General features: G+C 62.2%; 22 protein-coding genes. 9 read left to right on the forward strand and 13 right to left on the reverse strand.

Annotated elements, in window-relative coordinates:
• Positions 1-25 precede the first annotated feature (25 nt).
• The 3 genes from CRP40_RS14925 to CRP40_RS14935 all read left to right on the forward strand — a co-directional run bounded on the left by CRP40_RS14925 (position 26) and on the right by CRP40_RS14935 (position 3,845).
• A complete protein-coding gene (locus CRP40_RS14925) occupies positions 26-1,438 on the forward strand; it encodes a DOPA decarboxylase (protein WP_027914811.1) in 1,413 nt (470 codons plus the stop codon).
• Between the two features lie 167 nt (positions 1,439-1,605).
• On the forward strand, positions 1,606-2,484 hold the full coding sequence (locus tag CRP40_RS14930) for a DMT family transporter (protein WP_023535082.1): 879 nt from the start codon (positions 1,606-1,608) through the stop codon (positions 2,482-2,484).
• A 149-nt stretch (positions 2,485-2,633) separates the two neighbouring features.
• Entirely contained in the window at positions 2,634-3,845 is a 1,212-nt protein-coding gene (locus CRP40_RS14935; RefSeq protein ID WP_027914812.1) for a M24 family metallopeptidase, read from the forward strand.
• 15 nt (positions 3,846-3,860) lie between these two features.
• Here the strand turns inward: CRP40_RS14935 and CRP40_RS14940 are convergent, their stop codons facing one another.
• The gene (locus tag CRP40_RS14940) at positions 3,861-4,853 is read right to left on the reverse strand and encodes a GlxA family transcriptional regulator (RefSeq protein WP_027914813.1); all 993 of its coding nucleotides are present in this window, start codon (positions 4,851-4,853) and stop codon (positions 3,861-3,863) included.
• A gap of 52 nt (positions 4,854-4,905) precedes the next feature.
• On the opposite strand from CRP40_RS14940, the gene pssA reads away from it, so the two are divergent.
• From pssA to CRP40_RS14955, 3 genes are all read left to right on the forward strand, one after another.
• Positions 4,906-6,231 carry a CDP-diacylglycerol--serine O-phosphatidyltransferase gene (gene pssA / locus CRP40_RS14945; RefSeq protein WP_027914814.1) on the forward strand — a complete coding sequence of 442 codons (1,326 nt, stop codon included), beginning with the start codon at positions 4,906-4,908 and terminating at the stop codon, positions 6,229-6,231.
• A 101-nt stretch (positions 6,232-6,332) separates the two neighbouring features.
• Positions 6,333-8,879, forward strand: a complete 2,547-nt coding sequence (locus CRP40_RS14950) for an EAL domain-containing protein (RefSeq protein ID WP_027914815.1) — start codon at positions 6,333-6,335, stop codon at positions 8,877-8,879.
• A 195-nt stretch (positions 8,880-9,074) separates the two neighbouring features.
• Complete coding sequence (locus tag CRP40_RS14955; RefSeq protein ID WP_027914816.1) at positions 9,075-10,223, forward strand: GGDEF domain-containing protein; 1,149 nt, start codon at positions 9,075-9,077, stop codon at positions 10,221-10,223.
• A gap of 151 nt (positions 10,224-10,374) precedes the next feature.
• Here the strand turns inward: CRP40_RS14955 and ppnN are convergent, their stop codons facing one another.
• Both ppnN and CRP40_RS14965 read right to left on the reverse strand, forming a co-directional pair.
• Positions 10,375-11,748: a nucleotide 5'-monophosphate nucleosidase PpnN gene (gene ppnN / locus CRP40_RS14960; protein WP_023535126.1), complete on the reverse strand. Its 1,374-nt coding sequence runs from the start codon at positions 11,746-11,748 to the stop codon at positions 10,375-10,377.
• A 132-nt stretch (positions 11,749-11,880) separates the two neighbouring features.
• Positions 11,881-12,942: a YeiH family protein gene (locus tag CRP40_RS14965; protein ID WP_027914817.1), complete on the reverse strand. Its 1,062-nt coding sequence runs from the start codon at positions 12,940-12,942 to the stop codon at positions 11,881-11,883.
• A 110-nt stretch (positions 12,943-13,052) separates the two neighbouring features.
• On the opposite strand from CRP40_RS14965, the gene CRP40_RS14970 reads away from it, so the two are divergent.
• The gene (locus tag CRP40_RS14970; protein ID WP_027914818.1) at positions 13,053-13,943 is read left to right on the forward strand and encodes a LysR family transcriptional regulator; all 891 of its coding nucleotides are present in this window, start codon (positions 13,053-13,055) and stop codon (positions 13,941-13,943) included.
• A 152-nt stretch (positions 13,944-14,095) separates the two neighbouring features.
• Here CRP40_RS14970 and trbK read toward each other — a convergent pair whose 3' ends face one another.
• From trbK to CRP40_RS14985, 3 genes are all read right to left on the reverse strand, one after another.
• The gene (trbK, locus tag CRP40_RS14975) at positions 14,096-14,341 is read right to left on the reverse strand and encodes an entry exclusion lipoprotein TrbK (protein ID WP_023535077.1); all 246 of its coding nucleotides are present in this window, start codon (positions 14,339-14,341) and stop codon (positions 14,096-14,098) included.
• 96 nt (positions 14,342-14,437) lie between these two features.
• A complete protein-coding gene (gene pncB, locus CRP40_RS14980) occupies positions 14,438-15,640 on the reverse strand; it encodes a nicotinate phosphoribosyltransferase (RefSeq protein ID WP_027914819.1) in 1,203 nt (400 codons plus the stop codon).
• Positions 15,637-16,287 carry an isochorismatase family protein gene (locus CRP40_RS14985; protein WP_027914820.1) on the reverse strand — a complete coding sequence of 217 codons (651 nt, stop codon included), beginning with the start codon at positions 16,285-16,287 and terminating at the stop codon, positions 15,637-15,639. Before CRP40_RS14985 ends, pncB begins: the two co-directional genes overlap by 4 nt.
• Positions 16,288-16,425: 138 nt before the next feature.
• Here CRP40_RS14985 and CRP40_RS14990 point away from each other — a divergent pair, with 138 nt between their 5' ends.
• Both CRP40_RS14990 and CRP40_RS14995 read left to right on the forward strand, forming a co-directional pair.
• Positions 16,426-17,130 (forward strand): NUDIX domain-containing protein, encoded by a 705-nt coding sequence (locus tag CRP40_RS14990; protein WP_027914821.1) that lies wholly within the window; start codon positions 16,426-16,428, stop codon positions 17,128-17,130.
• A gap of 136 nt (positions 17,131-17,266) precedes the next feature.
• Positions 17,267-19,450 carry a response regulator gene (locus tag CRP40_RS14995; protein WP_027914822.1) on the forward strand — a complete coding sequence of 728 codons (2,184 nt, stop codon included), beginning with the start codon at positions 17,267-17,269 and terminating at the stop codon, positions 19,448-19,450.
• Positions 19,451-19,460: 10 nt separating this feature from the next.
• Here the strand turns inward: CRP40_RS14995 and CRP40_RS15000 are convergent, their stop codons facing one another.
• The 7 genes from CRP40_RS15000 to CRP40_RS15030 all read right to left on the reverse strand — a co-directional run bounded on the left by CRP40_RS15000 (position 19,461) and on the right by CRP40_RS15030 (position 26,046).
• Positions 19,461-21,278 carry an ATP-binding protein gene (locus tag CRP40_RS15000; protein WP_027914823.1) on the reverse strand — a complete coding sequence of 606 codons (1,818 nt, stop codon included), beginning with the start codon at positions 21,276-21,278 and terminating at the stop codon, positions 19,461-19,463.
• 83 nt (positions 21,279-21,361) lie between these two features.
• Positions 21,362-21,925 carry an NUDIX hydrolase gene (locus tag CRP40_RS15005; protein WP_027914824.1) on the reverse strand — a complete coding sequence of 188 codons (564 nt, stop codon included), beginning with the start codon at positions 21,923-21,925 and terminating at the stop codon, positions 21,362-21,364.
• Between the two features lie 2 nt (positions 21,926-21,927).
• The gene (locus CRP40_RS15010; protein WP_023535134.1) at positions 21,928-22,680 is read right to left on the reverse strand and encodes a GntR family transcriptional regulator; all 753 of its coding nucleotides are present in this window, start codon (positions 22,678-22,680) and stop codon (positions 21,928-21,930) included.
• 91 nt (positions 22,681-22,771) lie between these two features.
• A complete protein-coding gene (locus tag CRP40_RS15015; RefSeq protein WP_023535056.1) occupies positions 22,772-23,161 on the reverse strand; it encodes a carboxymuconolactone decarboxylase family protein in 390 nt (129 codons plus the stop codon).
• A 75-nt stretch (positions 23,162-23,236) separates the two neighbouring features.
• Positions 23,237-23,722, reverse strand: a complete 486-nt coding sequence (locus CRP40_RS15020; protein ID WP_027914825.1) for a flavin reductase family protein — start codon at positions 23,720-23,722, stop codon at positions 23,237-23,239.
• 12 nt (positions 23,723-23,734) lie between these two features.
• The gene (locus CRP40_RS15025) at positions 23,735-25,216 is read right to left on the reverse strand and encodes an aldehyde dehydrogenase (RefSeq protein WP_027914826.1); all 1,482 of its coding nucleotides are present in this window, start codon (positions 25,214-25,216) and stop codon (positions 23,735-23,737) included.
• Positions 25,213-26,046 (reverse strand): alpha/beta fold hydrolase, encoded by an 834-nt coding sequence (locus CRP40_RS15030; RefSeq protein WP_027914827.1) that lies wholly within the window; start codon positions 26,044-26,046, stop codon positions 25,213-25,215. Before CRP40_RS15030 ends, CRP40_RS15025 begins: the two co-directional genes overlap by 4 nt.
• Positions 26,047-26,091: the final 45 nt, after the last annotated feature.

Here is a 26,091-nt window from a genome sequence, read left to right on the forward strand (position 1 = left end):
AGGCGCCCACCACAGGAGCACGTGCATGACCCCCGAAGAGTTTCGCCAGTATGGCCATCAACTGATCGACCTGATCGCCGATTACCGCCAGACCGTGCATCAGCGTCCGGTCATGGCCCAGGTCGAGCCCGGTTACCTGAAGGCGGCCCTGCCGCCGGCCGCGCCGCAACAGGGCGAGCCCTTCGACGCGATTATCAAGGACGTGGATGAGTTGATCATGCCGGGCCTGTCCCATTGGCAGCACCCGGATTTCTACGGTTATTTTCCCTCGAACGGGACGTTGTCCTCCGTGCTGGGGGACTTCCTGAGTACCGGGCTTGGCGTACTGGGGTTGTCGTGGCAATCGAGCCCAGCATTGAGCGAACTGGAAGAAACGACCCTGGACTGGCTGCGCCAGATGCTCGGCCTGTCGCCGCAGTGGAGCGGGGTGATCCAGGACACCGCCTCGACCAGCACCCTGGTCGCGCTCATCTGTGCCCGTGAGCGCTCGAGTGATTACGCCTTGGTCCGTCACGGGCTTCAGGGCCAGGACAAGCCCCTGATCGTGTACGTCAGCGCCCATGCCCATAGTTCGGTGGACAAGGCGGCGTTGCTGGCAGGCTTCGGTCGCGACAATATCCGCCTGATCGCGACCGATGAAGCCTATGCGCTGTGTCCGACTGCGCTGGAGCAGGCCATCGAACAGGACCTGGCGGCTGGCAATCGGCCGTGTGCGGTCGTCGCCACCTGTGGCACCACCGCCACGACGGCCCTCGATCCGCTGCGCGCCATCGGCGCCCTGGCCCAGCAACATGGCCTGTGGCTGCATGTGGACTCGGCCATGGCCGGCTCGGCGATGATAGTGCCCGAGTGCCGCTGGATGTGGGATGGGATAGAGCTCGCCGATTCGGTCGTCGTCAATGCGCACAAATGGCTAGGGGTCGCGTTCGACTGCTCGGTCTATTATGTGCGCGATCCCCAGCACCTTGTGCGCGTGATGAGCACCAACCCCAGTTACTTGCAGTCTTCGGTCGATGGGCAGGTCAAGAACCTGCGCGACTGGGGCATACCCTTGGGGCGCAGGTTCCGCGCGTTGAAACTATGGTTCATGTTGCGCGCAGAAGGTGTCGAGGCCTTGCAAGCCCGGCTGCGCAGGGACATGGACAATGCCAGGTGGCTGGCCGAGCAGGTGCGCGCGGCCAGCGACTGGCAGTTGCTCGCCCCAGTGCCGTTGCAGACGCTGTGCCTTCGGCATTGCCCTGAAGGGATGGCCGGCCAGGCGCTGGACGCTCACACCCGAGCCTGGGCCGAGCGCCTGAATGCATCAGGTGACGCCTATGTAACCCCCGCCGTACTAGACGGGTGCTGGATGGTACGTGTATCGATCGGCGCCCTGGACACTGAGAGGGAGGACGTGCAACGCCTCTGGGCCAGGCTGCAGCACGTGGTGCAGGGCTGACAACTGCGGCGCAGGTAACCGTTGCCACGAGAAAAAAGAGACTGCGGTGATGATTGAACTTCCGCGCTCCCGGTATCTCTTCTAGAATCCTGCTGCCACGCCCAATCGGGGCGTGCGCGCGGCTTCATAATGGCGCAGCGCGGTTTTGCGTCCACTTCGAGAGAGCCATGAGTTCCAGTACCCCGCTTTCCGGCGTCAACCAACCGCTTCGTGGCATCGTGTTGGTGGTGTGCGCCACGTTCATGTTCGCCAGCCACGACGCTTTGTCCAAGTTCCTGGGGGGGCTGTACCCCATCGTGATGGTGGTGTGGGCGCGGTACGTGGTGCACACGCTGTTGATGGCTGGCATTTTCCTGCCTCGCTCTGGCCTCAACGTGTTGCGCACCCGGCGCCCGCTGCTGCAAACCTTGCGCGCTTTGAGCCTGCTCAGCACCAGCCTGCTGTTCACGTCCGGGTTGCAGTACCTGCCGTTGGCCGAAGCAACTGCGGTCAACTTCCTTGCACCTGTACTGGTCACTGCCTTGTCCGTGCCACTGCTCAAGGAACGGGTCACGGTAGCGCAGTGGGTGGCAGTGGTATTGGGCTTTCTCGGGGTGCTGATCGTCGTGCACCCAGGCGGGGCCCTGTTCACGCCCGCCATCCTGTACCCGTTCGGCTCGGCGCTGGGCTTTTCCTTCTACCAACTGCTGACCCGCATTCTGGCGGCGCACGACAGCCCGACCACCAGCAACTTCTATGCAGGGCTGTGCAACACCCTGGCCATGAGTGCGCTGGTGCCGTTTTTCTGGGAAACGCCGCGCTGGGACCATGCCTTGCTGATGCTGGCGCTGGGTGGTTTCGGCATGACCGCTCATTTGCTGCTGACCCAGGCCTTCCGTTTGGCAGCGCCTGCGCTGTTGGCGCCCTTCAGCTACTGCCAGATCATCTTTGCGGGCCTGCTGGGCCTGGTGTTCTATGGTCAGACCCCCGATACGCTCAGCCTGATCGGGATTTGCGTGATCTGCCTTAGCGGGCTGGGGGCAGCCTGGATGCAACGGCGGCGTTAGCCACTGGCCATTGACACTGCAGATGTGAAAGGCAGTGCTGCTGCCAATTCGAAGTCGCTTGGGTACAAACGTGCTTGCCGGTTGCGTGCTGCAATGATTTCAGGCGGCCGGCCTGATTTGCGTGCTCACAACCCCAAGGAATCACGCTCATGCACATGCCCGATACCCTCAGAATTCGCAATGGCCAGAAGGCCGTGGCGACGTTCTCGGCTCAAGAATATGCCCGCCGGCATGCCGAGGTGCGCGCCCTGATGAGCGCTCAGCAGCTCGAAGCACTCGTCTTGACCTCCTATCACAACGTCAACTACTACAGTGACTACCTCTATTGCGCGTTCGGACGCGCCTATGCCGTGGTGATCACCCCTGATCAGGTCGTCCTGATCAGCGCCAACATCGACGGCGGTCAGCCGTGGCGCCGGTCGGTCGGCACCGACAACATCGTCTACACCGACTGGCGGCAGGGCAGTTTTTTCACCGCCCTGCGCCAGGCGCTACCGCGGGCAGGACGCATCGGCGTGGAGGGCGACCACCTGACGCTACACACCCATGCCGCGCTCGCGGCGTGCTACCCGCTTGCCGAGCTGGTCGATATCAGCACCGCCTGCATGCGCTTGCGCCTGATCAAGTCGGCTGAAGAGCAGGCCCTGATCCGCCAGGGGGCACAGGTCGCCAATGTTGGCGGCGCGGCGGTGATCGAGGCGCTGGCTGACCAGGCGCCGGAGTTCGAGGTAGCCATGCATGCCACCCAGGCCATGGTCCGGGACATTGCCAGGCGCTTTCCCGACAGCCAGTTGATGGACACCTGGACGCTGTTCCAATCCGGGCCCAACACCGATGGCGCCCACAACCCAGTGACCAGCCGTCGTGTGAGCAAGGGTGAAATCCTCAGCCTCAACTGCTTCCCCATGATCAGCGGCTACTACACCGCATTGGAACGCACACTTTTCCTCGATCATTGCCCGGACGAGTACCTGCGCCTGTGGCAGGTGAACGTCCAGGTGCACGAGGCAGGCCAAAGCCTCGTCCGTCCAGGCGTACGTTGTTGCGACATTGCCGCTGAGCTCAATGAAATCTACCGCCAGCACGACCTGCTTCAATACCGCACCTTCGGCTACGGCCATTCCTTCGGCGTGCTTTGCCACTACTACGGGCGTGAGGCCGGCTTGGAGTTGCGCGAGGACATCGACACCGTACTGGAGCCGGGCATGGTGGTGTCGATCGAGCCCATGATCATGCTGCCCCAGGGCCTGCCAGGGGCAGGCGGCTATCGCGAGCATGACATCCTGGTGGTGACCGAGCAGGGGGCAGACAACATTACCCAGTTCCCCTGTGGGCCGCAGCACAACGTCATCTGCCAATAAGCGACAAGCGCGCTGTCATCGCAAAGCTGCCAGGCGGCGCTGCGCAGAAGGCGAAACACCGAACAGTCGGCTGTACGCCTTGGAAAAGTGCGCCGCCGAGCCGAAGCCGCAGGCCAGCGCGACGTCGCCAACTGGCGCGTCGCCTTGCAGCAGCAACTGCCTGGCGTGGGACAACCGCAGTTCCTGGTAATAGCGTGTGGGCGTGCGTTGCAGCTGGTGCTTGAACAGGCGCTCGAGCTGGCGCACGGTGATGCCGTTCAGGTTGGCCAGCTCGCTGGGCGCCAAAGGCTCCTCAAGGTTGGCTTCCATGATTGCAACGACTTGGCTTAGCCGCGGTTGCGCAGTGCCCAGCAAGGTCCTTAGCGAAACGCGCTGACGTTCGCGCTCGCTACGCACACGGTCGCACAGCAACAGTTCGGCGGCCTTGGCGGCAATGCCCTGGCCGCTCGGCTCGCGAGCCACCAGTTGCAGCATCATGTCGATGGCGGCGACACCGCCTGAGCAGGTGTAACGGTCGCGGTCCAGTTCGACCAGCTGCTGCGAGCATATGATGTTCGGGAAGCGTGCTCGCAGCGTTGGCAGGTCCTCCCAATGAATGGTACAGCGGTAGCCGTCGAGCAACCCCGCCTTGGCGAGCAGGTAACTGCCGGTGCAGATGCCCCCAATCGGCAGGCGTTGGTTGGCCCGTTCGCGCAGCCAGCGCAGGTAAGCCCCGGTGGCAGGGCCGCGCTCGATGGGATTAGGGCCCACTACCAACAGTACGTCCAGCGCTGGCGCGTCATCGAGCGTGCAATCGGGCAGCACGCGCATGCCGTTGCTGGCGGTGACCGGCGCCCCTTGTGCCGCGATCAGTACGCTGCGAAAAACAGGCCGGCATGCCGCCAGGTTGGCCATGCGCAGGGTTTCGACCGCCGACGCCAGGCCGATGGTGGTGAAGTTGGGCATGATCAGAAAACCGAATGTCTTGACCGTGCCGGACTGCGGATTTACCGAAGCGGGGTGGACCATTGGGCGATTCCTGTGCAAGCTGGGGCATAGTTTGCCCAGAAGGTGGCTGCAAGTGAACCCAGAAAACCTGTTGGCCCAGTTGCCCGGCTACCCGTTGGCTGCCGATGCGATCGAAGTGCTTCCGGATGCCCAGGCCTACCGGGCCTGCTTGCTCGAGCGTATCGGCGCAGCCACCCGGCGTATCGTCATCGTGGCGCTTTACCTGCAACATGACGAGGCCGGCCAGGAGGTGCTGGACGCACTCTATCAGGCCAAGGCGGCGCGTCCAGCGCTTGAAATAACTGTCGTGGTGGACTGGTTCCGGGCCCGGCGTGGCCTGCTGGGGGCGGGCAGGCAGCCTGGCAATGCAGCCTGGTACCAGGCCGAACGCCAGAGCCGCCAATTGGACATTGCGATCCATGGCGTGCCTGTGCAGACCCGCGAGCTCTTCGGAGTGCTGCACCTCAAGGGCAGCATCATCGATGACTGCGTCATCTACACCGGCGCCAGCCTTAACAACGTCTACCTTCATCGGTTCGACCGTTACCGGCTTGATCGCTACCACCTGTTCCACAGCAAGGCCCTGGCCGACTGCATGGTCGACCTGGTGCAGCGGCTGCTCCACCCGCAGGCCACGCCGCGCCTGGACCTTCCAGCGCCTTCCACCGCCGATCTTCGCAGTGACATCCGCCGCCTGCGGGCACGGATGCGCCGGCTTACGTACGCACCGGGCCCTGCAACCGAGCCGGGGCACCTGCGGGTCATTCCGCTGATCGGCGTTGGCAGGCGCAATGCCTTGAACAAGACCGTGTGCGCGCTACTGGCCGTGGCCCGGGAACGTATCGTCATCAGCACACCGTATTTCAATCCGCCTCGCGTCGTGATGCGCGAGATTGACGATGCGTTGGCACGAGGCGTGCGGGTAGAGTTCATCGTCGGCCATCGTACCGCCAATGACTTCTACGTCCCTCCGGGAGAGCCATTCCATGCCAGCGGGGCATTGCCTTATCTGTACGAGGACAACCTGCGGGCCTTTGCGCGGCGTCGCGAGCCTTTGCTGGCCAGCGGTCAGCTGAAGATCAGGCTGTGGAACGACCCAGGACACACCTTTCACGCCAAAGGCGTGTGGGTCGATGAGCGTTATTGCCTGCTGACCGGCAACAACCTGAACCCACGCGGCTTCAACCTGGACCTGGAAAACGGCCTGCTTATCGATGACCCCCTTGGGCAATGGCGGGGGCCGTGCGAGAAGGAACTCAGCGCATTGCGTGAGCACGCCCCGGCTATCGATTCTGCCCGCGCATTGGGCGTCAAGGCCGAACACCCCAAGCCCGTGCGCAAGCTGCTGCGCAGGCTACGCTATAGTCGGTTGGAGCCGTTGATCAAGCGGGTGTTGTAGGGCAGGGACGGGTAGTTGGCCTGCTCGATGGTCGATTGCGTTGATCGGCCAGGCACGCTGTTGGTCCACCCAGTGCATCCCAGACAATAGGCGCTCAAGGAATGGAAGCAGCTTTTGGCACTGATTCGCCGCGCAGCCGTGTGATGCGCCATCTTGTATTTGCCTTTTCGAGCCTGCTTTTGTTGGCGATGACGCTGGGGCTGGTGTCGCTGTACCGCATCGCCGTTTCGCTCGATGAGCGGGAGCTGGAACAAAGCCGATTTCATGCGGGCGCGGCCCTGGCACAGTTGCACAAGACCGAGCGCAGCTACCTGTGGACCCATGCTTCCTGGCAGGCTGCCTACGATCATCTGGCGCGTCCAGCAGACCGGCAATGGGCGTTCGATGAAGGTAACGTGGGTGCCACGCTCTACAGCGATGATGGCTATGCAGGCGTGTTCGTCCTTGACGATCAGGGTACGCTCTATGCGGTCGTGCAAGGGCGTTTGACCGACCTGGGTTTCGATCACTTCAGCCCCGAAGGCCATCGCGTCCTGCAACAGGCCCGCCAGGCCATGGCGCAACAACAACCGGCATCGGGCTACGTCATGTTTGCTGGCCAGCCTGCGGTCTTCACCTCTGCCGTGATACGTCCTCCTGCGCTCGCCGACAGCCTGGCGGAGCATAACTCGGTGATGGTCTTCATTCGGATGATCGAAGCCGACTTGCTGAGTCAGATGGGTAAGACGGCCGGCCTCACGGACCTGGCTATCACCGCGAGCGACTATGCTGCGCAAGACATGGGGCATTTGCCACTTCAGGAGGTTCCCTATCGTTTGACCTGGCGCATGGACCAGCCCGGTAGCGATTTGCTGCAAGCGGTGTTCGCACCGCTGGCTGTGGCGCTGCTCATCATCCTGGCGCTGATGGTACTGCTCGCACGCTATGCCATGCGCACCAGCGCCGACATTGACCGCAGCTACCATCAGCTGGCTATTTCCAAGCGGGCACTGGAGGCCAGCGAAACGCGCTTCAAAGCCGTGGCCGAGGCGGCCTCCGACTGGATCTGGGAGACCGATGCGCAGCAGCAGCTGATCTATCTTTCACCACGCTTTGCCGAATTGACCGGGCACGACGCCCAGAACTGGCTGAATCAGCCGATCTGCACCTTGTTCGATTGTGAAACCGGTCATGTCGAAACCTGGCTGCACGGCCTGGGCGCCAGCGAGTCTACCGGCACGCTGCGCTGCCAGTACCTGGACAAGGCCGGGCAGCGACGCGAATGCCGAATTGCGGCCAGAGCCATCATCGAGCACAACATCTGCAAGGGATTCCGCGGAACCTGTACCGACATCACCGATGAGGTGGCAGCCCATGCCCGAATTCAGCACTTGTCCCAACATGATGCCCTGACCGGGCTGCCCAACCGCAACAAGCTGTTCCGCTTCCTCGAGGACAGTGCCAAGGTGTCGCGGGCCGTGCTGATGCTCGACCTGGACAACTTCAAGCCGATCAATGACAGCCTCGGCCACCCGGCCGGTGATGCGGTGTTGATGGAGGTGGCGATGCGGCTCGGTCAAATGACCCGTTCCAGCGATCTGGTCGCGCGCCTGGGTGGCGATGAGTTCGTGATTGTCCTGATCGCACCGGGCGCGCGTGATGAACTCGACCGGTTCTGCGCCCGGCTCATCGACATCCTCAAGCAGCCAATGGCGGTGGAGCACCATAAGGTCCAGGTAGGCGCCAGCCTGGGTGTGGTCATGTCCGACGATTACCCGGGTGGCCCCAGCGACCTGATCCGTTATGCCGACGTGGCGCTGTACGGGGCCAAGCAATCGGGCAAGAACACATGGCGGTATTTCTCCACGCAGATGAGCGCTGCGCTGCTTGAGAAGCGTGTACTCGAACAGGAGCTGCGCGAGGGCATCCCCCGTGGGGAATTACGTTTGCATTTCCAACCGCGGTTCAAGGTGGATGGCGTAACGATCGCCTCCGCCGAAGCGCTGGTGCGCTGGGAGCACCCCCGCCTTGGGTTGTTGATGCCGGATGATTTTGTCGGCTTGGCCGAACAAAGCGATGTGATCGTGTTGCTGGGCAATTGGGTGCTGCAGCAAGCGTGCAGTGAGGCGGGCGCTTGGCCGCTCGAAGTGATCGTGTCCGTGAACATGTCGCCTGCCCAGTTCAGCCGTAGCGACGTGGTGCGCGATGTGGCCGAGGCTCTGCGCACCACCGGGCTACCTGCACACCGGCTGGAGTTGGAGATCACCGAGAACGTGATGCTCAACGATGTCGAAGGCGCGCTGCAGACGATGAACGCGTTGAAGGAACTTGGCGTGCGCTTGAACATGGACGACTTCGGGACAGGCTATTCATCACTGGGCTACCTGCGTACCTACCCGTTCGACAGCATCAAGATCGATCGTCGGTTCGTTCAGTCGCTGGGCAAGAGCAGCAGTGACCGCAGCGTGGTGCAGGCGATCATCAGCCTGGGGAACGCAATGGGCATGACGGTCACGGCCGAGGGGGTGGAAACAGCTGAGCAGCTCGCCTTGCTCGGTGATGACCAGTGCCATGAGGTCCAGGGATACTTTTTGAGCCGGCCGGTGAACAATCAGGCGCTGATCAAGTTGATGACCTCGGCGGCCACTCCGTCATATACCTCGGATTGAACAGGCCTGGAGGGGCCTTGCCGGGGCGCCGGACCGGCAAGATTCAGGTTTCATGCACACCCGGTCACAGCAGCAGGAAAGTCTGGCGCACGCGGTCGTCAACTGCTCTGAAAATCCTGCGCGAGCGCATACAATCGCCGCCTTTACGAACCACTTCGATAGGCTACACCCGCCATGGCGCTAGACCCACCTACCATGCTCACCATTTCCATAGCCCTGGCGGCAGCGGCTGCGCTTTACCTGGCGATAGAGTGGCGCAGTGTCCGCGAGTCGTCGCTGCTTTACTGGAGCGCCGGTTTTGCGACCATCACCGTCGGTTGCACGCTGGCGCTGCTGCGAGGCGTTGGCCTTTTATTCATCGGCATCTGGTTTGCGAATGGCCTGCTGGTCGTGGCCCATGGGCTTTTCCTGCTAGGCGTGCTGCGCTTCACCCAAGACCGAATTTCGCGCTCCTGGCTGGTGATCGTGCTGATCTGGTTCGCGCTGTTATTGCTGCCTGCAGGCCCGGAGTGGTCGAAAGTCATGCTGATGGCCAACTCGCTGCTGGTTGCCGCCCTGACCCTCAAGGCCAGTAGCCTGCTCCAGCCCCATGGGCAATCGCTGAGCGTAGGTGCAGTCCAGTTGCGGTATGTGCTTCTGGTGCATGGGTTGTTCTACGTGATCAAGGCGATCATTGCGATTGCGCCGGGCACGTTGATTGACCTGGCCAGTTTCGGAGGGTTGATCATCCAGGTCTCCCTGGTGGAAGGCGCCATGGCGATCATGATGATCGCCTTGTCGATGACAGGCACGGTTCGTTACCGTCGCGAAGAACGTATCGCTCGGCTGGCAGCACGGGATCCGCTGACTGCGCTGTACAACCGGCGTGCCCTGGAAGTGCGTGCGGGGCCTTTCTTCAAGGAGGTCAGCAATGTACGGCCTGCGGCGTTGTTGTTGATCGATATCGACAACTTCAAGCTGGTCAATGACCTGCATGGGCATGCGGCAGGGGACAGGTTGCTGGTGGCGTTGAGTGAAATGATTCGTACGGTGTTACCAGAGCGCTCTTTGGCCGCGCGGTTAGGCGGGGATGAGTTCGTGATTTTGCTCAGTGGGGCGAGCCGTGAAGGCGTCCTGGGGTTGGCCAAGGGTTTGCGGGAGCAGTTTCAGGCCTACGCCGGCGGGGCGGTACCGACACCTGCAGCGGTGACGTTGAGCATTGGGGTGAATGTGTTTGACCAGGCGCCAGCGAGTCTGGCGGCGTTGATCGAGCAAGGGGATGCGGCGCTGTACGCGTCCAAGCGTGCAGGGCGGAATAGCATTCGATTCGTAGAACGGCAGGTCGCCAGTGGTGGGTTTTCTTGAGTGACGTATTAGCGTTGCCGGCCTGAACTAAGTGCGCCGTGGGCGTACCGGTACAGCCCTGTAGGTCTCGCTGCCCGCGTGATGGGCCGCAGAGCGGCCCCGGCAAGGCCGCTCAACGGAGATCGTTAGGTGCCTCGCTGCGAACCGTGGGTCACGTCACCACCTGATAGCAAGGCACATAAGCCGCCCCGCCCGGCAACTTCATCCGATGCTGGTCAACGAAGGCTTGCAACAAACGCCCCAGCGGATCCAACACAGCACTGTCACCGCGAATCTGATAGGGCCCATGCTCTTCGATCAGGCGGATGCCCTTGTCCTTCACGTTACCCGCCACAATGCCGGAAAACGCCCTGCGCAAATTGGCTGCCAGCTCATGGGGTGGCAACTCGCGACGCAAATCCAGGTCAGCCATGGCCTGGTGGGTGGGGTCGAAGGGGCGCTGGAAGCTCTCTTCGATCCGCAGCAACCAGTTGAAATGAAACGCATCGTTGCGCTCGCGACGGAACTGCTTGACCTGTTTGAGCCCCTCGACCATGTGGCGCGCCACTTCAGCCGGGTCGTCAATGATGATCTCGTACAACCGATGCGCTGCCTCGCCGAGCGTCGCGCCGACGAATGCATGCAACTGCTGCAAGTAGGGCTCTGCACTGCGCGGGCCCGTCAGCACGACCGGGAAGGGCACATCCTGGTTATCCGGATGCATCAGGATCCCCAGCAGGTACAGAAACTCTTCTGCCGTGCCTGCACCACCCGGGAAGATGATGATGCCGTGGCCGACCCGCACGAACGCCTCCAGGCGCTTCTCGATGTCTGGGAGGATCACCAGTTCGTTGACGATCGGGTTGGGCGCCTCGGCAGCGATGATGCCTGGCTCCGTCAGGCCCAGGTAGCGGCTGCCTTGCATGCGCTGTTTGGCATGGGCAATGGTGGCACCTTTCATCGGGCCTTTCATGACGCCCGGGCCGCAACCGGTGCACACGTCCAGTTTACGCAGGCCCAGTTCATGGCCCACCTTCTTGGTATACTGGTATTCCTCGGTGCTGATCGAGTGACCGCCCCAGCACACCACCATCTTCGGCTCGACGCCAGGGCGCAAGGTGCGGGCGTTGCGCAGCAAGTGGAACACGTAGTCGGTGATGCCTTGAGAGCTTTCCAGATCGATGCGCTGGCTGGCCAGCTCGCTTTCGGTATACACGATATCGCGCAAGGCGCTGAACAGCATCTCCCGGGTGCTGGCGATCATTTCGCCATCGACGAAGGCGTCCGCTGGGGCGTTGAGCAGTTCAAGGCGAACGCCTCGGTCCTGCTGATGGATGCGTACTTCGAAATCCTGATAGGCCTCGAGGATGGTCTTGGCATTGTCGACATGGGCGCCGGTGTTGAGGATGGCCAGGGCGCACTGGCGGAATAGGGTGTAGAGACTGCCGGAGCCGGCTTCGCTCAGTTGCTGTACTTCACGTTGGGACAGCGTTTCTAGGCTGCCCTTGGGGCTGACGGATGCATTGATGACATGGCGTTGGGGCATCTAAGTCTTTCCTGTGCGGGTAAAACATCCTTCTTTCACCACACCATACCGAGAAATGGAAGCGGCAACGAGAGGCCTGCAAAAAAAGCCCGGTACTTCATGGCCGCTCCAGCTGCGCGCATTGGCAAACAATCAGCCCACCAGCCGTTGCACGGCGAGGGTAATGGCCAAGCCACCCCCAAATAACCACATGTTCAGAATCGCCCCAGTCGCCAGCACGCGAGGCCCAGCATGGCGTATCTGCTCGAACCGAGTTTCCATGCCCAGTGCCGTCATGGCCATGGTCAATGCGAAGGTGTCCAGGCCGTTGACGGCCTCGCGCAGGTTGGAAGGTAGAATCTGAAGGGAATTGATCGCCACCAGTGCCAGAAACCCAAAAGCAAACCAAGGCACCGAGAGCCGACCCTTGCCGGGCACCACGCCAGCCCGTGGGGTACGGCTGATCCACAAGCCAACCAGTAACAGGACGGGCACCAGCAGCATCACGCGCGTCATTTTCACGATGGTTGCTACATGGCTGGCGTCAGGGCCAAGGGTACTGGCGGCGCCTACTACTTGAGCCACTTCATGGAGCGTGCCACCCAGCCAAAGCCCAGCGGTCTGGGCATCCAGGTGCAGCCAGCCGGCCTGAATCAAAAAGGGATAGAAAAACATCGACGCCGTGCCGAACAGCACCACGCTGCCCACGGCCACCGCACTTTTATGCGGCGCGCTGCGCAGCGTCGATTCAAAAGCCAAAACGGCCGCAGCCCCGCAGATGGCGCTGCCCGCAGCCGTAAGCAGGGCCGTCTCCCGGTCAAGCCCGAGCAGTTTCATGCCGCACCACACGCCTATCGCCAATGTGCTGCTGATCACCAGCAGCGAGATCACCAAGCCAGGCCAGCCAACGTGTGCAATTTCCTGCAGGCTGATCCGCAGGCCGAACAAGGCCACGGCTACACGGAGCAGGGCCCGGGCGCAGAAGTGTATGCCCGGGCCATAGCCGGCCGGCAGGCGATCTTCCAGCACATTGCCGCAGAACGCCCCGGCAATAATGCCAAGGATCAACGGGCTGAGGCCAAGTTGGACAAAAAGGGGCAGGGCAGCCACCTGGCTGACGCCAAGGGCGAGAACCGTAACGAAAATCACGCCCTTGAGCACTGCGCAGCGGTGCGCGACAGGTGCGTCAGGGGGCGTACTAGGGGCGGGTGTCATGGGATTCTCCAGCGAGCGGAATCAATGAGCACCACAATAATTTGGTTATAAGCTTATGAAAAATCGTAATCTGGAATGCAGAGTATCCATTTAGCTGATAGTTTTGCGGAATGACCCCTGAACAGCTTATAACCTTCGCCGTCGTCGCCGAACATGGCAACATCAGCCATGCAGCAGTGGCCCTGCATCTGTCGCAGCCGGCGGTGTCTGGTCAACTCAAACTCCTGCAGGAAGCGTTCGGTGAGCCTCTTTATCATCGGGCCGGGCGCGGGGTGCGCCTCACGGCAGCAGGCGAACAGCTCCTGGCGCATGCGACTCGGCTGCGCGATACATTCGATCAGGCCCGGTTACTTCGCGAAGCAATGCGCGGCCTTCAACGAGGCACATTGCGGATCGGTGCCAGCACTACGCCTGCAAGCTACCTGCTCCCGTACCTGATCGCCCAGTTCAAGACACTCTACCCGCAGGTAGCGATTACCACCGTACAGGGCAACACCGCCGAAATCGTCGGTGCTCTGGGTAGCGTGGATTTGGCGTTGATAGAAGGGCCACCGGGGCGAGACCTGCCCGTGGGCACTGGCGTGACGGAGTGGCTTGAGGACGAAATCGTCGCCATCGTCCCGGTCGCACACCCCTTGGCTGGCGCCGAACCTCGCTCCTTGAAGGACGTGGCAGGCTTCCCATTAGTGCTCCGTGAGCAGGGTTCGGGCGTGCGCCAGGTCGTCGAGCAAGCATTTGCCAACAATCAACTGCCGATGAAGATCGGCCTGGAGATTGCTGGCGTAGAGGGGGTGAAGGAAGCAGTGCGCGCAGGTATGGGCGTAGGCTTCGTGTCCGCCCTGTCGATTCGTCATGAAAATACGGTCTTGCGCAAGGTCCGGGTGGGGCCGCGTTCACTGACTCGTCGGTTCTCGATAGTGCTGCCCCACGCAGGCTCACCCTCTCGAGCGGCTGCCCGCTTTCACGATCTGTGTGTGGCTTTCCTCGGCGCTTCGGCCTAGCGACGCGGCGAGTTACGACGATACTGGCCGTTGAACTGAGGCTGACCGTGCTCGCTGGCGTAGAGCGAAGCCAGGCAATAACTCGCCGGTGATCAGGGCCAGCGGCCCGGCGGCCACGCCGCACGTGTGCTGCCAGGGCCGCCAGTACTTCATCAGAAATCGTCTTTCGGGCTCTTCTTGAAGGTCCAGTCGGTGTGCTTGCGCGCTTGGAGGAAGCTGTTGCAGTTGGCGGTAAAGGTATTGCGATTGGCCTCTTTGGACAAATCCGCCAGAATTTTCTCCTGCATCTGCGGGGTACAGTTGTCAGCGGTAGGCTCGGGCACCGTTTCCTCGCTGCAGCCTGCGAGCAAGGCTGCCAAGCCCATTGCCGTGACCAGCTTTGCCAATTTGATGTCCATATCGCGATCGTTCTCCTGGTGCGCTGAAAGTGGAGTTGAGTGTTGAACCGGAAGGCATGATACGGACCCAGGCCTTGCAATGCCACCTGCAGAAAGTCACGCGCCTACGTTGAACACATGCTTCAAATAGGCCACGAAATTTTCATCCCGGCACTGTGTTTTCCCAGGGCTGTCCGAAATCTTGGCTACCGGCGCACCGTTGCAGGCTGTCATCTTGATCACCATGTTCATCGGCTCGACCCCTGGGATGTCGCAGGTCAGTCGCGTCCCGATGCCAAAGCTCACGTTGATGCGCTCATGCAATGCGCGGTAAAGCTCAAGCGCTTTCGGCATGTCCAGGCCGTCGGAGAAGATCAGGGTCTTGGTCTTAGGGTCGACGCCCAGCCGGTGGTAGTGCGCGATGGCTTTCTCCGCCCAGGCAAGCGGGTCGCCCGAGTCATGGCGCAGGCCATCGAAGAGCTTGGCGAAATAGAGGTCGAAGTCGCCAAGGAAGGCATCCATGGTGATGCAGTCGGTAAGGGCGATACCCAGCAGGCCGCGGTACTCGCGCACCCAGCACTCCAGGGCTGCCGCCTGGCTGTCCACGAGGCGAGGGCCCAGCTGCTGGTGGGCCATGAACCACTCGTGCGCCATGGTACCAATCGGCCGCAGCTCGTACTCCCGCGCCAGGTGCACGTTGCTGGTGCCGACGAAGCGGCCTGGGAAGTCGCGCTTGAGGATGTGCACCACCTCTTCCTGCACCCGGTAGGAGAAGCGTCGGCGAGTGCCGAAATCCGCTAGCTGAAAGCCTGCCAATTCTTCACTGCTGGCCTCGGCCCTGAGCCAGTCGAGGTTGCGGTACAACTGTTCGCGTACCTGTTCGATCACCACTTCACGGTAGCGGTAGCGGTTGCGAACCTCGCTGATGATCGCCAGCAACGGGATTTCGTACAGAATGACGTGCAGCCAGGGGCCGCGCACGCGTATCGCCAACTGGCCGGCGTCGTCGAGGCCAACATGCACGTAGCGCAGGTTGAAGCGGAACAGGCTCAGGAAGCGGATGAAGTCAGGCTTGATGAAGGCGATCTTCTCAAGGTAAGCAAGCTGGTCCTGGGTGACCGTGACTTCGGCGAGTTGCTCGACCTGGTAGCGGATTTCTGCAAGATACGGGGCCAGGTTCTCACCGTTGCGGCAGCGAAACTCCCACTCCACCTCCGCATTGGGATAGTTGTGCAGCACCGCCTGCATCATGGTGATCTTGTAGAAGTCGGTGTCCAGCAGGTTCTGAACGATCCGTGGGCCAAATACGCTGTCACTCATGCTGCTTGCTCCTTGATCAGGGCCAGTTGATGGTCGAGGGCCGACTCGTCGCCGCACAGCTTCACACCTTCGCCAGCCAGGGCGCCGCAGGCCTCTATCGCGCCGGCCTGGGTCAGGGCACGGCAAGCCGGTAGGTACAGCAGCACCTCGAACCCGGCCTGACGCAGTTGCCGGGCAGTGGTGCGCACGCAGTAGTCGAGCGCCAGGCCGCCTACGATCACGGCACCCACCTGATGCACCTTGAGGTATTCGATAACACCCGTGGAGCGGCGTTCGGCCAGGTCGTGATAGCAGGCGCCATAGGGATGCAGGTCGGGCTCCACGCCTTTCCACACGAAGTAGTCGTACTCGATGGGGGCAGGGAGGCCCGGCAGCAGCTCGAAACCGGGGGTACCAGGGATGCAGTGGCTGACCCAGGTGAGGTCCGCATTGGCAAGTGTCAGCGGCTGCAGCATCTGCGTGGCGTCGGCCACCACCCACGCGGCATTGGCGGGATGCGCGTCCTTGCTGCCCAGCCGCAGGTCGGCCCGCTGTGCCATGGCGTTGAGGTCTGGTGCGATTTCGTGACCGTCGGGGACTGGGAGTTCCTGAGGCGCATGGCACGTGAAGCCTAGTTGTGCGTCGACATCGAAGCTGGCGATTTTCATGGTGGCTCTCCTCGCTGGAATGGCTACATAGTCCACCTGGTGAACTATATATGTCAAGTGTCCGTAAATAGGCTGCATGATGCAGATTTACTTATTCGCTCTAGTGAACTATAAAAGGCTTCAGTCAAGGAGTTACGAGTGAGTACAGCTGAAGTCCTGGCAAGCGTCGACATCGTCGCGCTGCGCCTGCCGCCTGGCAGTGAGCACCTGCAGGTGCTTCTGCATCGCCGTGAGCGAGAACCGCACCATGGTCAATGGGCACTACCCGGTGTGATCATCAATGGGCGCACCCCTGATACCAGCCTTGAGAGCGCTGCCCACCGCGCCTTGAGCGAGAAAGCGCGCGTCCAGCCGCACTATCTGGAGCAAGTCGTTACCGAAGGCAATGCCTTTCGCGATCCACGGGGCTGGTCGTTGAGCACCTGTTACCTGGCGCTGTTGCCCGCCTGCCAGGAAGTCGAGAATGAGCAGCTGGCCTTTTTCGACCTCGCCGACGTGGTGGAACGCAGGGTGCTGCTGCCATTCGATCACAACCTGCTGGCGCGCCGAGCCCATGAGCGGCTCGCGGCCAAGTCCGTCTACAGCAGTTTGCCGTTGTACCTGCTCGACACCCGGTTCACCGTCCTCGATGCGCTGGGGGCCATGCAAGCCTGCCTGGGCCAGCCTGTGAACGCGACATCGCTGCGCAAGCGCCTGGAGCGCTTGCGCGTGCTGGGCTGGGTCAAGGACACAGGCGAAAAGAATCAACCACCCATGGGGCGCCCGCAGCAACTGTACCAGTACACCGCGCAAGGGCAGGGGCCGTTCATGTTCGACCGTAGCTTGCTGCCGGAGGGCAGTTGAGCATCGACCCGGCAGACTGGCCGCGCGAGGTAGGGCCAGTGCCGACATTGAACGACTGATCAATCTCAGTGGAACGAACCGCGAGTCAATGCCTCTTATCCAGAGATGGATGGCCTGTGCCGCGGATTCCCCTGACATGAGATCGCTCCAAACCTCTCTGATCGATGACACCTCCACACCGCTGAGCTTCCTGCTCAATGGCGGTGAGATCGGCCGTCTGCTTCAAACGATGAACTGGCAGGATTCTCCACTTGGGACGCCACATGGCTGGTCCCCGCACCTTCAGGCCGCGATGGCCACGCTCCTGCCAGCGCAGACCCAGGTCGTGCTGTTCTGGGGCCCGGACTATGTCGCGCTGTACAACGATGCCTATGCGCCCACTATCGGCAACAAGCACCCGCAAGCCCTCGGGCGCCCGGCGCGTGAGAATTGGGCCGAGCTGTGGGATGACCTCGAACCGTTGCTGCGCGGTGTGCGTGACACCGGGCAGACGTTTTCGGCCAAGGACCGCGCTTTTTATATCGAGCGCCGTGGGCACGGTGAGACGGTGTATTTCGATGTGTCGTATTCTGCCGTGCGCGAGGCTGATGCAAGCGTTGGCGGTGTCTTGTGCCTGGTCACAGAGACCACTGACCGCGTGCGCTTCCACCAGCGCCAGGCGTTTCTTCTGGAATTGAGCCGCACATTGCCTGGGCTGGGTGATGCTGCGCGCATCGAGTCCTATGCGGTTCAACGCCTGGCGCAGGAGTTGGGGGCGGCCAGGGTCTGCTTCGGTGAAGACAAAGGCGACGGTGTCGGCTTCAAGGTCAGTCACGACTGGACCGAGGGCGTGACGTCGTTGGTGGGCACGCATTCGTACCTGACGTTCGGTACCGACTTGTATGAGCAATTGAGCGACGGCAGGACCGTTCAACATAGCTACGAACAGCCCGAGCCTTGTCTGGCGGGCATAAGCACCACCTTGCATGCCCCTGTGCTGCGCGGGGGGCGACTGGAGGCCGTGTTGGCCGTTCATTTCAGTGATGCGCGAGGATGCTTCGAGGAGGACTGCCAGCTTGTGGAAGAGACCGCCAAGCAAGTGTGGGCTGCAATCCTGCACGCCCGCGCCGAACAGGCGTTGCATCTGCTCAACCAGAGCCTTGAGGAGCGAGTTGCCACGGCGCTGGCCCAGCGCGAGTCGGTGATGATGCAACTGCACGAAGCCCACAAGATGGAAATGATCGGGCAATTGACCGGTGGTATCGCCCACGACCTGAATAACATGCTCACGCCGATCATTGGGTCGTTCGAGCTGTTGCGCCGCCATCCGCAGACCGATCGCGCGCCCCGGCTGATCGACGGTGGCCTGCAGGCAGCTGAACGTGCGCGCAACCTGGTCGCTCGCCTGCTCAGCTTCGCACGCCGCCAGACACTCAAACCGCAACCTGTGTCCTTGGCAGCCCTGGTCGAGGACATGCACGAGTTGATGGCGCGCTCGCTCGGGCCCACCATTGCCGTGCACGTGAATATCGATCCGTCATTACCCTGCGTCGTGGTCGACCCGCACCAACTGGAGTTGGCCCTGTTGAATCTGGCGGTCAATGCCCGCGACGCCATCGGCGGCGCCGGCCAGCTGCAAATCATCGCCGGTGATGACACTCACTGCCTGGCGCCGCCCGAGGACCTTGCGGGCAAACGTTTGGTATGGATTCAGGTCAGGGACAACGGCTGCGGCATGGACGATGAACAACTCAGGCGGTGCATCGAACCTTTCTTTTCTACCAAGGAGGTGGGCAAGGGGACTGGCTTGGGCTTACCAATGGTCCAAGGATTGGCGGTTCAATCCGGCGGTGGGTTCGAGATTCATTCCATACCAGGCCAAGGGACTCAGGCGACGCTGTGGTTGCCGGCCAGCGACGCATTGCCCACCCACCGTGACATCGAGCCCTGCGACGGGCCTGTGGCCGAGCGTCCGAGCCGGATACTGCTGGTGGACGACGAAGAAATCGTGCGTCACGCAACGGCCTTGCAATTGCGCGACCTGGGCTACGAGGTGACCGAGGCGCCAAGTGCAGTGGCCGCCCTGCGCCTGGTGGAAAAGGGGTGGCTGCCTGATGTATTGGTGACCGACCATGTCATGCCCGAGATGACTGGCGTACGCTTTGCCCAGCAAATGCGCCAGCATCACAGCGAGCTGCCGGTGCTGATCATTACGGGCTATGCGAACCTGACGCCGCGCCAGCTAAGCGGTTTCGAAGTACTGCGCAAGCCTTATCGACGCGCCGAACTCGCTCAGAGTGTGGCGCGCCTGCTGGCGGGGGCTTTCCTCAGTCGACGCTGACACGCCAGCATCAGCCTTTTTGCAGGCTGCACATCTGCTCTTGCTCCAGCAAGGCGGCGGGCGACTGTTGCGGCAGGTAGAGGGTGAAGGTAGTCCCCTGGCCCTGAACACTGCTGACCTTGATATCCCCGCCGGACTGTTTAGCGAAACCGAATACCTGGGACAAGCCCAGACCAGTGCCTTGCCCGGCAGGCTTGGTGGTGAAAAAGGGGTCGAATATACGCTCGAAGAGCTCCGTACTGATGCCAACGCCCGTGTCGGTTACAGAAATGGCAGCATACGCGCACGGATCGGGGACCTCATCGCGGCCTACCGGTAAGTGCTGGTGGGCTTCGAGACGTATGCGCACGACGCCCACCGCAGCCATGGCATCGCGGGCGTTGAGCATCAGGTTGATGACCGCCGTTTCCAATTGGCTAACGTCGGCGCGCACATGGCACGGCGAAGCGGGCAAGTCCAGCTCGACGTCAATGCTGGCGCCTGCTGCGGTGTCGAACAGGTCGGCCATGGCTGCCAGCCGCGCCGCTGCGTCGAACACCTGCGGGTTCAAGGCCTGGCGCCGTGCAAATGCCAGCAGCTGGCCGGTCAGTTTGGAGCCGCGCTCGACCGTCTCGACCATGGTGCGTAGATAGCGCATGCGTCGGTCGTCGTCCAGGCCTGGACGCTGCAAGAAGTGCAGCGAGGCATGAATGATGGTCAATATGTTGTTGAAATCGTGCGCCACACCACCTGTAAGCTGGCCGATGGCCTCAAGCTTCTGGGCCTGGCGCAGCTCCGCTTCGGTGTGCAGCAGTTGCGTAGTGCGGGTCCGTACGTGTTGCTCCAGGCTCGTATTGAGCGCCTCGAGCGCCAGCAGGGCGGCCTGCGTTTCGCCCGTGGATTGGGCATGCTGGATATGTGCCCAACTGCGTTCGGTCACATCACCGAGCAACGCCCGCTCATATTCGGTCCACGCGTGCGCCGACGTGCTGTTGAGCGCCATCAAGGCGGTAAGCCGCCCGCCTTTTATCAGCGGCACACAGCACGTGGCGGCGATCCCGAGGGCTGCAAACACAGCCGCCTCAGAATCGGGAAGTTCCTGCCTGCAATCATCGAGCGTCAATGCCAGACCGCTGCGCAGTCGTTCATTCGCCTGCTTGCCGAAATCTCGCAGGCGATGCTCTCCGATCAATGAGGGGCTTGCGTCGGTCAGCGCTTCGCCACAGACCGTAAAGGTATCATCGTCGGATTGCATGACCGCGTAAGTACAACCTGATAGCCCCAGGTGATTGGCGAGCAGGCGTGTGGTCGTCGCCATGATCTCCTGAGGATCAACCGCTTGGGCCACTGCCCGGCCGAGCTCGTCCAGAAATGCCAACCGTTGGTTGGCGAGCACGGTCGCCGTGGTTTCGGTAACGGTATCGAGCATTCCAAGCACATTGCCCTGCAAGTCACGGATAGGGCTGTAGCAGAACGTGAAGTAGGCACGCTCCGGTCCGCTATTACGGTCGATGACCAGGGGGAAGTCTTGGATGTAGACCGCTTCGCCCTTGAAGGCCCTGTCGGCCATGCAGCGGATATCGTCCCATGCCTCCTGCCAGACCTCTGCAAACGGCACTCCCAGCGCCACCGGCTTGCGCCCTAGAATCGGAAGAAAGGCATCGTTGTGAAAGGTCAGCAGATCGGGCCCCCACAGCACAGCCTGTGGAAAGTGCGAGCCCAGGCACAGCGCCAAGGTGGTCTTGAGGGTATCGGGCCAGTTTTCCAGCGGACCTAACGAGGTGCACGCCCAGTCATGCCCAAGAATACGGTCGGCCATCGCGCCGCCGCCTGCTAGCCACTTCGCCATCTACTCTGCCGATCATTGAAACAGGGGGCTCTAGGGTGCACCCTTGAGGCAAGATTGGCGAGCGTTTTATGGCGCTTGGCCAGTCAGCGAATGAAATGCACCTTGCCGACGTCATCGTTGCCCGTGTAGATCCCGTAGACACCGGCCTGACGCTCGAGAATGTATCGCTCGAGAATCTGCCGGATAGCGGGGTAATAGATGTCATCCCACGGGATCTGCTCTGGCTCGAAAAACCGATAGGCCAGGGTTTCCGGGCCAAACTGGCCCGTTTCCTCGGTGACGAAGGCGCGGAAGATGATGTAGACCTCGCTGATCTTCGGCACGCTGAAAATGGAGTAGGGGCAGACGATTTCTGCCCGTACGCCGCTTTCTTCCCACACCTCGCGCAGCGCCGCCTGCTCGGTGGTTTCGCCCGCTTCCATGAAGCCTGCCGGCAGCGTCCAGGTGCCGGGGCGAGGGGGGATGGCGCGCTGGCACAGCAGGTATTTACCGTCGCGCTCGATGATACAACCGGCAATGATCTTGGGGTTGATGTAATGGATGTAGCCGCAGCTGGCGCAGTGCAGCCGCTCATGGGTGTCTCCCGCAGGCGTGCCCTGGGCCAGCGTCGTGGTGCAATGAGGGCAGTAGCGGGGAGCAATGGGCATGATCAGCGGCCTATGCGAGGTTCCTTGAGGGCCAGGGGGGCGACGATATCGCGAACCTTGGCATTGTCGTCTTGTTTCTGGCGCAGGTAATCCAGGGCAACCTTGGCCGCGGCACGCACGTGATCCACCGAGGCCTGGTGGGCTACCAGCGGGTCGCCGCTCTTGATGGCCTCGACCATCTTTTCCATTTCCAGGTTGCTGGCTCCGCGGCGGTTGGCCTGGGATACCGATGTGGCACGCAGGTAGCTGATGCGCGCCTGCAACTGACGAAGCTGCTGCGCCGCAACCTGGTTGCCTGAACCTTCCAGCAGCACGTCATAGAATCCTTGCACCGACTCGAGCACCTGCTGCAGCTCACCTTCCTCCAACGCCTCACGGTTGACGGCCAGGGCTCGTTCCAGCGCGCGGATGTCCTTGGCCTTGGCATTGAGCGTGAACAGCTGCACGATCAGGCCCTCGAGTACGCACCGCAACTCATAGATGTCGCGCGCATCTTCAAGGGTGATGATCGCAACACGCGGGCCCTTGGCATCGGCGAACTCCACCAGGCCCTCGGATTCCAGGTGGCGCAGGGCTTCACGCACGGACGTGCGGCTGACGCCGAGGCGGTCGCACAGGTCGCGCTCGACCAGGCGATCGCCTGGGAGCAGGTGGAAGTTCATGATCGCGCCGCGCAGTTTGTCGAGCACGATTTCGCGCAGGGTAACGGGGTTGCGATTGACCTTGAAGCTGTCGTCCAGTGGCTGGCGTTTCATCGAGTGCGCTCTGAATAAGGCTGCCCGGCCACGACCGAAACGGGGCACCACGGCCCTGGGTGCTCCTTGCGTGGGTACGAACAGCCCGGTGTTAACGGGTGGACTCCGCGTCGGCCTCGGCGAACGCTTCCCGGGCCAGGCGGAAACTGTCCACCGCCGCCGGGACGCCGCAATAAATGCCGACCTGGAGCAGAATCTCGCGTATTTGCTCGCGGCTCAGGCCGTTGCGCAAGGCGCCGCGGATGTGCAGCTTGAGCTCGTGTGGCCGGTTGAGTGCCGAAATCATGGCCAAGTTTATCATGCTGCGCTCCTTGAGCGACAAGCCTTCGCGGCCCCAGACATGGCCCCAGCAGTACTCGGTCACCAGTTCCTGCAACGGCTGGGTGAATGCGTCGGCATTCTGGATTGACCGGTTCACATAGTCTTCGCCCAGGACCTGGGTGCGTATCTGCAGGCCTTTTTCGTACTTTTCATTGCTCATGCACGCTACTCCGAAATAGAACAGGGGGCGCAAACGAGGGTGAGACGCCAGCGCGGCCCCTGGAAAAGGCGGGCCTTAGCCCAATGGGGGCAGGGCGCCCAGCTTGCCTTTGTGGTACACCATGGGCGTCATCGGCTCGGCGGGCAGTACCAGGTTTTTCACGGCACCGACAATGATGGCATGGTCGCCGCCGTCGTACTCTCGCCACAGCTCGCACTCAATGATCGCCGTGGCATTGTCCAGCAGCGGGTTGCCCAAGGCGCTCAGGTGCCACTGTACGCCCTTGGCCTTGTCCTTGCCTTTACCGGCGAAGGCATAAGCTTCAGCCGTCTGGCCTGCCGACAGCAGGTGAATGGCGAACTGCTTGCTGTCGCGCAGGATCGGGTAGGTGTCGGAGGCGTAGTTAGGGCAGAACAGCACCAGCGCCGGGTCGATCGACAGTGCGCTGAAGGCACTGGCGGTGATGCCGACAATGCCACCCTCGGCGTCCAGGGTGGTGACGACCGTCACTCCGGAGGGGAAGGAGCCCATCACGTCTTTGTAGATGCCGGGTTCGATCATCGGTATTACCTCCTAGCGCATCACGAAGGGGTCGGGCATGGGGGCGGTGGACAGGTTGATCCACACGGTTTTCAGCTCGGTGTAGGCCAGCACGGAGTCGATGCCACTTTCGCGTCCGTAGCCGCTGTTCTTGAACCCACCGATGGGCGCCATGGCAGACACGGCGCGGTAGGTATTGACCCAGATGATCCCCGAGCGCACGTCGCGCGCCAGGCGGTGGGCACGTCCCAGGTCGCGGGTCCAGATACCAGCGGCCAGGCCGAACTGTGAATCGTTGGCAATCGCCAGCGCCTCTTGCTCGGTCTTGAAACGGATGACAGCCGCCACCGGGCCAAACACCTCTTCCTGCATGATGCTCATCGAATTGCTGTCGCATTCGAACAGCGTCGGCTCGTAGAACCAGCCATCGCCATCGACCTCGGCCCGTTTACCGCCCAGGTGCAGCTTGGCGCCTTCGGCCTTGGCCGCGGCGACCAGCTGCTCGACCACGGCCAATTGCTGAGCGGTGGCCATAGGGCCCATCTCGCTGGCATCGTCCTGGGGGTTGCCAATGCGAATGCGCTGGGCACGCTCGATCAGACGCTTGACGAATTCATCGAAGATTTCGTCCTGCACCAGCAGGCGCGAGCCGGCCACGCAGCTCTGTCCAGACGCGGCATAGATCCCCGCCACGGCACCATTGATGGCGCTGTCCAAGTCGGCGTCTGCAAAAATGATGTTCGGCGACTTGCCGCCCAGCTCCAGCGACAGCTTGGCGAAGTTCTCGGCGCTGCTGCGCACCACGTGGCGAGCGGTTGCCGCACCGCCTGTGAAGGCGATCTTGCGCACCAGCGGGTGACGGGTAAGCGCCGCGCCGGTGCTCGGGCCGTAGCCGGTGACCACGTTGACAACGCCAGACGGAAACCCGGCTTCCAACGCCAGGCGCGCCAGCTCCAGAATCGTCGCCGAGGCATGCTCGGAGGGCTTGAGTACGATGGTATTGCCCGCGGCCAGTGCCGGCGCCAGTTTGATCGCCGTCAGGTACAGCGGGCTGTTCCATGGGATGATCCCGGCGACCACACCGATAGGCTCATGCACGGTGTAGGCGAACAGGTCCGGCTTGTCCAACGGCAGCGTGCCGCCTTCGAGCTTGTCGGCCAGGCCTGCGGTGTAATGGAAGAACTCTGGCAAGTAACCTACCTGCCCACGGGTCTCGCGGATCAGCTTGCCGTTGTCACGGCTTTCCAGCTGGGCGAGGTGTTCCTTGTTCTCGGCGATCAGGTCCCCAAGACGGCGCAGCAGCTTGCCACGAGCCGTGGCAGTGATGCCCCGCCAGGCCTGGCTTTCGAATGCCCGCTGGGCGGCTTGTACCGCCAGCTCCACATCGGCTTCGCCTGCGTCCGGCAGCTGTGCCCAGGGCTGTGCGGTGGCCGGGTTCAGGCTGTCGAAAGTCTTGGCGCTTTGTGCATCGCACCACTGGCCGTCGATGCACATCTGAAAACGAACGAGGGTCATGCCACAATCCCCTTGGCTGATTCGGTCAGGCTGCGGGCTTTGGCGAGAAAGTCCAGCAGCATCTTGTTCACTTCGCGCGGCGCCTCCACCGGCATCATATGCCGCTGCTCGGTCAGCACCACACTGTGCGCACCCGGGATACGGGCGGCAAGCTGGCGGGCCATGGCCGGCGTAGAGCCGGTATCGAGCTCACCTGTGGCGATCAGCGTCGGCACCTGAATGCTGCCCAGATCACCTGCGCGGTACATGTCCTGGGTGGCAAACAGCGAATAGGTGGTGTGATAACCCTGTGGGTCGTTGCTGGCCAGCACCTGACGGATGGCAGCGACCTGGGCCGGGTTGGCCGCCTTGTACTCGCGGCTGAACCAGCGGTCCAGTGCCGCCTCGACATTGGCGTCCGGGCCCAGCTCTGCTGCCTGAGCGGCACGGGCGATGACCCCGGCGCTCTGTTCGGGGCTGCGGTTGAAGACGCTGTTGAGCACCACCAGGGCAGCGATGCGCTGGGGGTAGTGCAGGGCGAAGGCACGTGCGACCAGGCCGCCCATGGAGAAACCGATGACGATGGCTTGGCTCAGTTGCAGGTGATCGAGCACCTCGGCCAACTGGGCGGCATAACCTTCTAGGCCGACGTCGGCCGGGGGCAAGGCGCTCTGGCCGTGGCCGAGCATGTCATAGGCGATGACGCGGTAGTCGTTGGCCAGGCCAACGATCTGACCGCCCCACATTTCCTTGTTCAGGCCCACGCCGTGAATGAGTACCACGGGTTGACCCTGACCGACGGACAGGTAACTGGTGCCGGCGGGGGTATGTTCAGCGACGGGCTGAATCATGGAGGGCGCTCCTTTGAGGTCGGGCGTGGTGGAAGAATCGCCACG

It is taken from the genome of Pseudomonas sp. URMO17WK12:I9 (assembly GCF_900230165.1).
Classification (GTDB): domain Bacteria; phylum Pseudomonadota; class Gammaproteobacteria; order Pseudomonadales; family Pseudomonadaceae; genus Aquipseudomonas; species Aquipseudomonas fulva.

Excerpts from the sequence above, each read along its gene's own strand:
- CRP40_RS15015 (WP_023535056.1), bottom strand. The coding sequence starts at position 23,161 with ATGAGCAATGAAAAGTACGAAAAAGGCCTGCAGATACGCACCCAGGTC.
- pncB (WP_027914819.1), bottom strand. The coding sequence starts at position 15,640 with ATGAGTGACAGCGTATTTGGCCCACGGATCGTTCAGAACCTGCTGGAC.
- CRP40_RS14970 (WP_027914818.1), top strand. The coding sequence starts at position 13,053 with ATGACCCCTGAACAGCTTATAACCTTCGCCGTCGTCGCCGAACATGGC.
- CRP40_RS14985 (WP_027914820.1), bottom strand. The coding sequence starts at position 16,287 with ATGAAAATCGCCAGCTTCGATGTCGACGCACAACTAGGCTTCACGTGC.
- CRP40_RS15005 (WP_027914824.1), bottom strand. The coding sequence starts at position 21,925 with ATGCCCATTGCTCCCCGCTACTGCCCTCATTGCACCACGACGCTGGCC.
- CRP40_RS15000 (WP_027914823.1), bottom strand. The coding sequence starts at position 21,278 with ATGGCGAAGTGGCTAGCAGGCGGCGGCGCGATGGCCGACCGTATTCTT.
- CRP40_RS14965 (WP_027914817.1), bottom strand. The coding sequence starts at position 12,942 with ATGACACCCGCCCCTAGTACGCCCCCTGACGCACCTGTCGCGCACCGC.
- CRP40_RS15020 (WP_027914825.1), bottom strand. The coding sequence starts at position 23,722 with ATGATCGAACCCGGCATCTACAAAGACGTGATGGGCTCCTTCCCCTCC.
- CRP40_RS14950 (WP_027914815.1), top strand. The coding sequence starts at position 6,333 with ATGGAAGCAGCTTTTGGCACTGATTCGCCGCGCAGCCGTGTGATGCGC.
- CRP40_RS15010 (WP_023535134.1), bottom strand. The coding sequence starts at position 22,680 with ATGAAACGCCAGCCACTGGACGACAGCTTCAAGGTCAATCGCAACCCC.
- CRP40_RS14935 (WP_027914812.1), top strand. The coding sequence starts at position 2,634 with ATGCACATGCCCGATACCCTCAGAATTCGCAATGGCCAGAAGGCCGTG.
- ppnN (WP_023535126.1), bottom strand. The coding sequence starts at position 11,748 with ATGCCCCAACGCCATGTCATCAATGCATCCGTCAGCCCCAAGGGCAGC.
- CRP40_RS14940 (WP_027914813.1), bottom strand. The coding sequence starts at position 4,853 with ATGGTCCACCCCGCTTCGGTAAATCCGCAGTCCGGCACGGTCAAGACA.
- CRP40_RS14995 (WP_027914822.1), top strand. The coding sequence starts at position 17,267 with ATGAGATCGCTCCAAACCTCTCTGATCGATGACACCTCCACACCGCTG.
- trbK (WP_023535077.1), bottom strand. The coding sequence starts at position 14,341 with ATGGACATCAAATTGGCAAAGCTGGTCACGGCAATGGGCTTGGCAGCC.
- CRP40_RS14955 (WP_027914816.1), top strand. The coding sequence starts at position 9,075 with ATGCTCACCATTTCCATAGCCCTGGCGGCAGCGGCTGCGCTTTACCTG.
- CRP40_RS14925 (WP_027914811.1), top strand. The coding sequence starts at position 26 with ATGACCCCCGAAGAGTTTCGCCAGTATGGCCATCAACTGATCGACCTG.
- CRP40_RS15025 (WP_027914826.1), bottom strand. The coding sequence starts at position 25,216 with ATGACCCTCGTTCGTTTTCAGATGTGCATCGACGGCCAGTGGTGCGAT.
- CRP40_RS15030 (WP_027914827.1), bottom strand. The coding sequence starts at position 26,046 with ATGATTCAGCCCGTCGCTGAACATACCCCCGCCGGCACCAGTTACCTG.
- CRP40_RS14930 (WP_023535082.1), top strand. The coding sequence starts at position 1,606 with ATGAGTTCCAGTACCCCGCTTTCCGGCGTCAACCAACCGCTTCGTGGC.